The organism is Micromonospora lacuserhaii (assembly GCF_036902735.1).
Lineage (GTDB): Bacteria > Actinomycetota > Actinomycetes > Mycobacteriales > Micromonosporaceae > Micromonospora.
Genome location: NZ_JBAKHO010000097.1, coordinates 1 through 9,446 on the forward strand (window position 1 = coordinate 1; position 9,446 = coordinate 9,446).

8 protein-coding genes, 1 tRNA gene and 1 pseudogene are annotated in these 9,446 nt (G+C 71.7%); 6 read left to right on the top strand and 4 right to left on the bottom strand.

Features of this window, described 5'->3' with window-relative positions; translation table 11 throughout:
* The 4 genes and pseudogenes from V6U81_RS28500 to V6U81_RS28515 all read right to left on the bottom strand — a co-directional run.
* A pseudogene (locus V6U81_RS28500) lies at positions 1-284 on the bottom strand (hypothetical protein); the annotation flags it as partial.
* 119 nt (positions 285-403) lie between these two features.
* Positions 404-1,210: a WecB/TagA/CpsF family glycosyltransferase gene (locus V6U81_RS28505; RefSeq protein ID WP_334494098.1), complete on the bottom strand. Its 807-nt coding sequence runs from the start codon at positions 1,208-1,210 to the stop codon at positions 404-406.
* The gene (locus V6U81_RS28510) at positions 1,207-2,280 is read right to left on the bottom strand and encodes an NAD-dependent epimerase/dehydratase family protein (RefSeq protein WP_334494090.1); all 1,074 of its coding nucleotides are present in this window, start codon (positions 2,278-2,280) and stop codon (positions 1,207-1,209) included. Before V6U81_RS28510 ends, V6U81_RS28505 begins: the two co-directional genes overlap by 4 nt.
* A gap of 109 nt (positions 2,281-2,389) precedes the next feature.
* Positions 2,390-2,475, bottom strand: a tRNA-Leu gene (locus V6U81_RS28515).
* Between the two features lie 216 nt (positions 2,476-2,691).
* Between V6U81_RS28515 and V6U81_RS28520 the strand changes: the two genes are divergently transcribed.
* The 6 genes from V6U81_RS28520 to V6U81_RS28545 all read left to right on the top strand — a co-directional run.
* Positions 2,692-3,486: an FhaA domain-containing protein gene (locus V6U81_RS28520; RefSeq protein WP_334494092.1), complete on the top strand. Its 795-nt coding sequence runs from the start codon at positions 2,692-2,694 to the stop codon at positions 3,484-3,486.
* 6 nt (positions 3,487-3,492) lie between these two features.
* Complete coding sequence (locus V6U81_RS28525) at positions 3,493-3,978, top strand: FHA domain-containing protein FhaB/FipA (protein WP_334494093.1); 486 nt, start codon at positions 3,493-3,495, stop codon at positions 3,976-3,978.
* Positions 3,975-5,414, top strand: coding sequence for a PP2C family protein-serine/threonine phosphatase (locus V6U81_RS28530; protein ID WP_334494094.1), 1,440 nt, complete (start codon positions 3,975-3,977; stop codon positions 5,412-5,414). Before V6U81_RS28525 ends, V6U81_RS28530 begins: the two co-directional genes overlap by 4 nt.
* Before the next feature lie 30 nt (positions 5,415-5,444).
* Positions 5,445-6,932 (top strand): FtsW/RodA/SpoVE family cell cycle protein, encoded by a 1,488-nt coding sequence (locus tag V6U81_RS28535; protein WP_334494095.1) that lies wholly within the window; start codon positions 5,445-5,447, stop codon positions 6,930-6,932.
* Entirely contained in the window at positions 6,929-8,434 is a 1,506-nt protein-coding gene (locus tag V6U81_RS28540) for a peptidoglycan D,D-transpeptidase FtsI family protein (protein ID WP_334494096.1), read from the top strand. The genes V6U81_RS28535 and V6U81_RS28540 overlap by 4 nt, the downstream gene beginning before the upstream one ends.
* A gap of 1 nt (position 8,435) precedes the next feature.
* Positions 8,436-9,446, top strand: a 1,011-nt coding sequence (locus V6U81_RS28545) for a protein kinase domain-containing protein (RefSeq protein WP_334494097.1), incomplete at its 3' end; no start/stop codon positions are given.

The window sequence follows — 9,446 nt, forward strand, 5'->3', positions numbered from 1 at the left end:
CGCCGCGTGCGGCGCAGCGTGCAGACCGCGACCGCGAGCGCCGGGCCGGCCGCCAGTGCCAGGTCGCCGGCCGCCCGGTCGACCGGCGTCGCGCCGGCGCTGGTCATGCCGGCCGCCAGCGCGCCCCCCGTCAGGCCGAGGCCGGTCACGGTCAGGGCGAGCAGCCATCCGGTACGGCGGCGGAGTGCGCGGGCGCGGTCCAGGCGGGGCAGTCCGTCCGCCACCACGCCGGCGGCCAGCCAGACCGCGGCGATCGGCAGCAGCACGATGAGACGCTCATCCATGGGCCCAGCCTTGCCCACATCGGACGCTAGGGAATCCGGGCCGGCCCCCTGTTCGACCCCCACCTTCTCCCGTAGGGGGTCACCGCACCGTCGGTCGCCCTCCCCGACGCGATCGCCGGTCAGACGGCGAAGGTCGAGGGCCGCTCGGTCGCCGGCGCGGGCGGCCTGGCCTTCCACACGCCGGTCTTCTGGCCGGCGAGCCGGGTCAGGTAGGCCGGGTTGAGGATGACGTAGCGGCGCCAGAGCCGCTTCGGCTCCAGGCCGAGCCGCCAGAACCACTCGAGGCCGGCCCGCTGCATCCACGCGGGCGGCTGCTTGAGCAGCCCGGCGTGGTAGTCGAAGGCGGCACCGACGGCCATCAGCGGCATGTCCAGCAGCGGGCGCATCGCGTACGCGAAGACCTCCTGGCGGGGGCAGCCCAGCCCGACCAGGACGAGCCGGGCACCGCTGGCCCTGATCCGGTCGGCGATCTCGACGTCCTCGCCGGGCCGCACCTCGCGGAACTTCGACGGCTCCACCCCGGCGATCTTGAGGGCCGGGAACATCCGCTCCAGCGCCGGGATCAGCTTCGCCAGGGTCTCCTCGGTCGAGCCGTACAGGTAGACCGGGAGCCCCTCCTCGGCGAAGCGGCGCAGCACGTGCAGGGTCAGCGTCGGGCCGTAGACCCGGTCCGCCAGGCCGGCGTGGTGCAGCAGGTTGAGCGCCCAGCGGACCGGCTGGCCGTCCGGGGTGACCACGTCGAAGGAGTTGAGCCGGGCGTTGTGCGCCGGATCGAGCACCCCGGTCATCACGCCGTGCACGGCGAGCGCGGTAAGCGCCAGCGGGCGCCGGTCGTGGGCCGCCGTCACCACCTGCTCGGTCGCCGCGGCGTAGTCCGTGGCGTCGACCAGGACGCCGAGGACGTTCCGCTTGCCCTGCGCGGTCATGCCTGGGGTACCCACTTGTCGACGTTGGCCTCGTAGGTCTCCCGCATGATCATCGGTACGTCGTAGACCTGCTTCCAGTCCGGGTAGTCGGCCTGGAAGGCCTCGTTCGAGCCGATCCACCACTTGTGGTCGCCGATCCGGTTCGCCTCGACGTACTCGGAGATCATCTCCTGGCCGGTGATCTGCTCGGCCAGCGTGAACGCCTCGCGCATCGAGGTGTTGGAGTGCCGGCCGCCGCCCAGGTTGTAGACCGCCGCCGAGCGCGGGTTGCGGAAGAACGCCTCGAACGCGGAGACCACGTCCGAGCTGTGGATGGCGTCCCGGACCTGCTTGCCCTGGTAGCCGAAGATCTTGTAGGTGCGGCGCTCCATGTTCGCCCGCATCACGTACGCCAGGAAGCCGTGCAGCTCGGTCGCCGAGTGCGCCGGCCCGGTCAGCGTGCCACCCCGGAAGCAGGCGGTCTTCATTCCGAAGTAGCGGCCGTACTCCTGCACCATGACGTCGGCGGCGACCTTGGAGGCGCCGAAGACCGAGTGCAGGCAGGCGTCGATCGACATGTCCTCGCGGATGCCCTGCTCGTACGGGTGCCCGGCCTCGATCTCCCAGCGGGTCTCCTGCTCCACCAGCGGCAGGCTGTTGGGCCGGTCGCCGTAGACCTTGTTGGTCGAGCAGTGGATCACCGGTGCCTCGATGCAGTGCTCGCGCACGTTCTGCAGCACGTTGAGGGTGCCGCCCGCGTTCACGTCGAAGTCCGTGAAGGGATCGCGCACCGCCCAGTCGTGCGAGGGCTGCGCGGCCGTGTGGATCACCACAGCGATGTCCCTGCCGTACCGCTGGAAGAGCTTCGCCAGCGCGTCCCGGTCCCGGATGTCGATGCTGTGGTGCGAGTACGCCGACCCCAGCTCGTCGGTCAGTCGGCGGACGTTCCACGCGGTCGACGCCTCGGCGCCGAAGAACTCCCGCCGCATGTCGTTGTCGATCCCGACCACGTCCAGGCCGAGACCGGCGAAGTGCCGGACCGCCTCGGAACCGATCAGACCACCCGAGCCGGTCACCAACGCGACAGTCACACGCCACTCCTGGTCAGTAGGAGGCAGGGAAACCACCGGAGCATAGCGTGACGTCCGGCACGCCCCGATACGACGCGAGGGCCCCGCAGTTGCGGAGCCCTCGTCGATCTGGTGGGGAAGGGGGGAGTTGAACCCCCACGTCCTTTCGGACACACGGACCTGAACCGTGCGCGTCTGCCATTCCGCCACTTCCCCGTGGCTTTGACCTCGAACACTGTAGCCTGTGCCGGCCCCGCTGTCTCCAGCGGCCCCGGGACGTGTCCTCGGTCATGCCCCGACCGTCACGCTCCGTGGAGCGTCACCGTTCGTGGCGGACGAAACATTAGCACGCCGAAACGGGCCTCTCCGAACCGGCCGGCGCGCGATGGCCGAGCGGCGCGCGAGCTGCATGCGCCCCGTCCAGATACCATCATGTCCTCGGGACCCGAGGAGGAGCCGGTGAGCGTGCTGCAACGCTTTGAGAAGCGTCTGGAAGGCCTGGTCGAAGGGGCCTTCGCCAAGGTCTTCAAAGGGGTGGTCCACCCCGTGGAGATCCTCAACGCCATGCAGCGGGAGGCCGAGGCGCACAAGGCCATCCTGGCTGGTGGCCGCACGTTGGTGCCCAACCGCTACGTGATCGATCTCTCGCCGTACGACCACAGTCGTCTGGCGCCGTACGCCGCCGCGCTGGCCCAGGAGCTGGCCCAGTCGCAGGCGGAGTTCATCGGCGAGCAGGCGTGGACGGTCTACGGCGACGTGATCGTGGAGATCGAACGCGGCGAGGGACTGGACACCGGCATGTTCCGGGTCACCGCCGAGGTCTACACCGGTGGCGAGGTCGCCCCGGTCTCGTCGCCGGGCGGCTACGACGCCGGCCCGCCGGCGTACCCGTCGTACGACCAGGGTGGCGGCTACGGCCCCCCGCCGGGACACGGCGGCGGCACCCGCAACGTCCGGCTGGTCTCCGGCGACGGCCGCACCTACCCGCTCCAGATGGGTTCGACGGTGATCGGCCGCGGCGACCAGGCCAACCTGCGCCTGCCGGACGTCGGAATCTCCCGGCGACACGCCCGGCTGGACTTCGACGGCGGGCAGGTCGTGCTGACCGACCTGGGGTCGACCAACGGCACGATGGTCAACGGCCAGCGCGTCTCGGCGGTCGCCCTCAACCCGGGTGACATGATCCAGCTCGGCACGACGACGTTGACCTTCCGCGTGGACGGCTGACCCGCCTTGCCGGAGCTCGTCATCACCGTCGCCCGGTTCGGGTTCCTCATCCTGCTGTGGATCTTCGTGTTCACGGTGGTCGGCGTGATCCGCCGTGACCTCTTCGCAGGAGCCCGGTCGGGCCGGCTGGTGGCCGCGCCTCGTGCGGTCGGCGCGTCCACCGGGCAGGCGGGGAAGCCGGCCAAGGCGAAGCGGGGCAGGGCGGCCCACCAGATGGTGGTCACCGCCGGTCAGTTGGCCGGCACCCGAATCACCCTCGGTGAAGCGCAGATCACTATCGGTCGGGCCGAGGACTCCACCCTCGTCATCACCGACGACTACGCCTCCGCGCGGCACGCCCGGCTCGTGCCGCGCGACGGGCAGTGGTTCGTCGAGGATCTCGGCTCGACTAACGGCACGTACCTGGATCGCGCTAAGGTCACCGGACCAACCCCCGTCCCCCTCGGCGTGCCGATCCGGATCGGCCGCACCTCTCTCGAATTACGGCCATGACTCTGACCCTGCGCTATGCGGCCCACAGCGACCGCGGTCTGATCCGAGACGGAAACCAGGACTCCGTCTACGCCGGGCCGCGGCTTCTCGCCGTCGCCGACGGCATGGGCGGCATGGCCGCCGGTGACGTCGCCAGCAACATCGTCATCGGTGCCATGGCGCCGCTCGACGAGGACGTCCCGGGGGACGCGCTCGTCGATGCTCTGCGCTCGGCCGTGGGCACCGCCAACCAGCAGCTTCGCGACACCGTGGACGCCAACCCGCAGCTGGAGGGGATGGGCACGACGCTCACCGCGACCCTCTTCTCGGGCAGCAAGCTCGGCATGGTCCACATCGGTGACTCGCGGGCCTATCTCCTGCGCAAGGGCGAGTTCGCGCAGATCACCAAGGACGACACCTACGTCCAGATGCTCGTGGACGAGGGTCGGATCAGCGCGGAGGAGGCGAGCAGCCACCCCCAGCGCTCGCTGCTCACCCGCGCCCTCGACGGCCGGGACATCGACCCGGAGTACAGCGTCCGCCAGGTGCTGCCCGGCGACCGCTACCTGATCTGCAGCGACGGCCTCTCCGGCGTGGTGAGCGCGGAGACCATCGGCGACACCCTGCGGGAGTACACCGACCCGCAGCAGTGCGTCGAGCGGCTGGTGCAGCTCGCGCTCCGCGGCGGCGGCCCGGACAACATCACCGTGATCATCGCGGACGCCACCGACCAGGACATCGTCGAGGCGACCCCGATCGTCGGCGGCGCCGCCGCCCGCGACCGGGGGATGGCCACCTCGGCCGACGTCTCCACCCCGGCGGCTCGCGCCTCGGCGCTCTCCGCGCCGCGGAACCCCGCGCCGGAGGAGCCGGCCGCCTCCCGGGACGACGAGTCGGACCGTCCCCGGCGGCCGCTGCGTACCGTGGCGATGCTGGTGGCGCTGCTGGTCATCCTGGGCGGCGGTCTCTTCGCCGGCTGGAGCTTCACCCAGCGGCAGTACTACGTCGGGGCGACCGAGGACGGGCAGCTCGCGGTCTTCCGCGGGGTCCCCGGTCAGGTCGCCGGTCTCGACCTGTCCCGCGTGCACTCCACCAGCCCGGCCAAGCTGGACGACCTCACCCTGGCCGCGCAGGAGCAGGTCAAGCAGGGTATCCAGGCCAAGAGCCGGCCCGACGCGGTACGCCGGCTCGCGGAGCTGACCAACGACGACCCGGCCAACCCGAACCTGAAGCCGATCTGCCCGCCGAGCCCCACCCCGACCCCGGTGGCCAGCACGGTGCCGGTGACGCCGACGGTCACCCCGGTCGCGCCCGGCCAGGCGGCGCCCACTCCGGTCGCCAGCGGCAGTCCGGTCGTCCCCTCGGCAACCCCCGCGCCGACCACCACGCCCGACGCCTCGGCCTCCGACGCGGTTCCGCCGGGCGGAGACCCGGCGGGCTGTCGGTCGCCCGAGTGACCGTCGGCTGAGACTCCAAGGGATCGATCCGTGACCGCAGCGGCCACACCGGCAGCCTCGCCCGCCTCGACGGGCGAGCAGCCCGGCGTACGCCTGGCGCGGTCCCGGCGTAACGCCGAGCTCTCGCTGCTGCTGCTGGCCATGGTGCTGGTGGCGGCCTACGGGGCGATCGTCGAGGCGAACCTGCTCGACACCGTCACCCCGGACTTCTGGATGCCGGCCGCCGTGCTGGGGGTGCTCTTCCTCGGCATGCACCTGGTGATCCGGTTCCTGGCGCCGTTCGCCGACCCGGCCCTGCTGCCGGCGGTGGCACTGCTCAACGGCATCGGGGTCGGCTTCCTGCGCCGGTACGACCTGGCCCGGGCGGACGCGGTCGACCGGGAGACGCTGGCGATCTTCGCCGGCACCGGGGGGCGGCAGCTGGCCTGGACGCTCGCCTCGGTGATCCTCGCCGCGGCGCTGCTCTTCGTGATGAAGGACCACCGGGCGGTCTCCCGCTACGCGTACACCCTGGGTCTGGCCGGCATCGTGCTGGTGATGATCCCGGCGGTGCTCCCGGCGCGGTACTCGGAGATCTACGGCGCGAAGCTGTGGATCCGGATCGGTGGGTTCAGCATCCAGCCGGGTGAGTTCGCCAAGCTGGCCCTGCTGGTCTTCTTCGCGTACTACCTGGTCCGCAAGCGCGAGGTGCTCTCGCTGGCCAGCCGGCGGATCCTCGGCATCGATTTCCCCCGCGGCCGGGACCTCGGCCCGGTGCTCGCGGTCTGGGCGCTGAGCCTGCTGGTGCTCGTCTTCGAGAAGGACCTCGGCACCTCGCTGCTGTACTTCGGCATGTTCGTGGTGACGCTCTACATCGCCACGGAACGGGTCAGCTGGCTGCTCATCGGTCTGCTGCTCTTCTTCGGCGGCGCCTACCTGGCGTACGTGCTGGGCGGGACGATCGGCGGTCCGTTCGCCAACTTCCACCTGCGCGCCGAGATCTGGCTGGACCCGTTCTCCGACCCTTACGAGAAGGGCTACCAGCTGGTCCAGGGCCTGTTGGCGCTGGGCAGCGGCGGGCTCTTCGGCACCGGGCCGGGCGCCGGCGAGCCGACCCTGATCCCCGAGGTGCAGAACGACTTCATCTTCGCCGGCATCGGCGAGGAGATCGGGCTCTTCGGTCTCACCGCGCTGCTGGTGACCTACCTGCTCATCGTCGAGCGGGGGTTGCGGGCCGGGCTGGCGGTGCGCGACTCGTTCGGCAAGCTGCTCGCCGGGGGCCTCGCCTTCACCCTCGGGCTCCAGGTCTTCGTGATCGTCGGCGGGATCAGCAAGCTCATCCCGCTGACCGGTCAGACCACCCCGTTCCTCTCCGCCGGTGGCTCGTCGCTGATGGCCAACTGGCTGCTCATCGCAGTGCTGCTCCGGGTCTCCGACGCCGCCCGCAAGCCGGTGGTCACCGGTGGCTCGGCGGCCCGGCCCGCCGGCGGCCCGCCGGAGCAACTGCACGGTGCACCCACGGAGGTGATCCGCCCGTGAACGCACCTCTGCGCCGCGTCGGCGTAGTCGTTCTGGTCCTGTTCGGTCTGCTCTTCGCGAACCTGAACTGGATCCAGGCCTACAAGGCCGACGAGTACCGCAACAGCGACTACAACGGCCGGGTCCAGGTCGCCGAGTACGAGCGCCGGCGCGGCAACATCGAGGCCGGCGGCACCGCGGTCGCCACCAGCAGGGAGACCAGCGGCAAGCTGAAGTTCCAGCGCACCTACCCCGGCGGGGCGAAGTACGCGCACGTGCTCGGCTTCAAGCCGGTCAACGGGAGCGAGACCGGCATCGAGCGGATCGAGAACGACTTCCTCGCCGGCACCAGCGACGCGCTGATCGCCAACCGGATCAAGGACATGTTCACCGGCGACGAGACCGGTGGCGGCAATGTGCTGCTGACGCTCTCCAAGCGCGCCCAGGACACCGCGTACGACCAGCTGCGCAACAACGAGAAGGGCGTCAAGCGGGGCGCGGCCATCGCCATCGACCCGCGTACCGGGGCGGTGCAGGCCATGGTCTCGATGCCCAGCTTCGACCCGAACCCGTTGGCCAGCCACGACACCACCGAGGCGGCGGCGGCCTACAACGAGCTGAACAAGGACGACGACCGGCCGCTGACGAACCGCGCGCTGGACGACACCCTCCCGCCCGGCTCCACCTTCAAGATCGTGGTGGCTGCCGCGGCGCTGGAGAACGGGGTCACCAAGAACACCCCGATCCCGGCGGGCCCGCTCTACACGCCGCCGACCTCCGGCTCGCCGATCAAGAACGCCCACCCGACCATCTGCCCTGAGTCGCAGGTCAGCCTGCAGGAGGCGGTCCGCGAGTCGTGCAACACCGGCTTCGCCCAGCTCGGCGTGCGGCTCGGCGCCGACACCATCAAGGAGAAGGCCCGGCAGTTCGGCTTCGAGCAGGACGACCTCACCGTCGGCCAGCTCGGCGAGGACGGTCTCGGCGTGGCAGCCAGCCACACCGGTGACATGGAGGCGCCCGGCGGCGCGACCGACCCGGCGGCGCTGGCCCAGTCCTCGATCGGGCAACGCGACGTGCGGATGACCCCCCTGCAGGGCGCGCTGATCGCCGGCGCGGTCGCCAACGGCGGCAGCCAGATGCGGCCCTACCTGGTCAAGCAGCTGCTGGGGCCGGACCGGACCACCGTGTACGAAGCCGCCAAGCCGCGTGAGCTGCGCCAGCCGGTCAGCGGCCAGGTCGCCGCCGACCTGCGGGACATGATGGTCCAGGTCGTGGAGAACGGCACCGGCGAGAAGGCGCAGATCAAGGGCTACACGGTCGGCGGCAAGACCGGCACCGCCCAGTCCGCGCCGGACCGGCCGGACCACGCCTGGTTCATCGGCTTCGCGCTCGACAAGAACGGCACCCCGGTCTCGGCGGTCTGCGTGTCGCTGGAGCAGGCCGGCAGCGGCGGCAGCAGCGAGGCGGCCCGGATCGGCGGGCAGATCATGCGGGCCGCGATCCAGGACTCCGGGGGCCGCTGACATGCTCAGCCCCGGCGTCCAGCTCGGCAACCGCTACCGCCTCGACGAGCGGATCGCCAGCGGTGGCATGGGCGACGTCTGGCGCGGCACCGACCAGGTGCTGGGCCGTACGGTGGCGGTGAAGAGCCTGCTCCCCGCGCTGCTCGACGACCCGGGCTTCGCCGAACGGTTCCGTGGCGAGGCCCGGACCATGGCCACCATCAACCACCCCGGCGTGGTCGACGTCTACGACTTCGGCAGCGACCAGCAGATCGCCTTTCTGGTGATGGAGTACGTCGAGGGCGACGCGCTCTCCGCCACCCTGAGCCGGGTAGGCCGGCTGACCCCGGCCCGGACGATGGCGCTGCTCGCGCAGGCCGCCGAGGCGCTGCACGCCGCGCACGAGAAGGGCATCGTGCACCGCGACGTGAAGCCGGGCAATCTGCTGGTCCGGCCGAACGGCACCCTGGTGCTGACCGACTTCGGCATCGCCCGCTCCGACATGGTCGGCCAGCTCACCGCCGCCGGCTCGGTGCTCGGCACCGCCTCGTACATCTCGCCCGAGCAGGCCACCGGCGCGGTGGCCACGCCAGCCTCCGACGTCTACGCGCTCGGCGTCGTCGCGTACCAGTGCCTGGCCGGCCGGCGTCCCTTCGAGGGCGACAACCCGCTCGAGATCGCGATGAAGCACGTCCGCGAGGCTCCCCGGCCGCTGCCCGGCGACATCCCGCCCGCGGTGAAGGCGATCGTGGAGCGGGCGCTGGCGAAGGACCCGGCACACCGCTGGCCGAGTGCCGCCGCGCTGGCCGCGGTGGCGCGCCAGGCCAAGGCGGCCCTGTCGCAGCAGGCGCGGACCGGGCAGGCCCACCCGATCTCCGCCGCGCCGGCCTCGCCGGGCGCACCGGTGGCCCGCGCGCAGGTCCCCACGGCACCGCACCAGCAGCCGGCCCGGCCCCCCGCGGCGGCCCACCAGCCCCGCCCGCCGGCGACCGGGCAGGCCCGGCCGCCGGTGGTGGCCCGACAGCCGCAGCCG

What these genes read in the sequence shown, in the direction of transcription:
- V6U81_RS28505 (WP_334494098.1), bottom strand. Translation starts at nt 1,210, where the DNA reads ATGACCGCGCAGGGCAAGCGGAACGTCCTCGGCGTCCTGGTCGACGCC.
- V6U81_RS28520 (WP_334494092.1), top strand. Translation starts at nt 2,692, where the DNA reads ATGTCCTCGGGACCCGAGGAGGAGCCGGTGAGCGTGCTGCAACGCTTT.
- V6U81_RS28530 (WP_334494094.1), top strand. Translation starts at nt 3,975, where the DNA reads ATGACTCTGACCCTGCGCTATGCGGCCCACAGCGACCGCGGTCTGATC.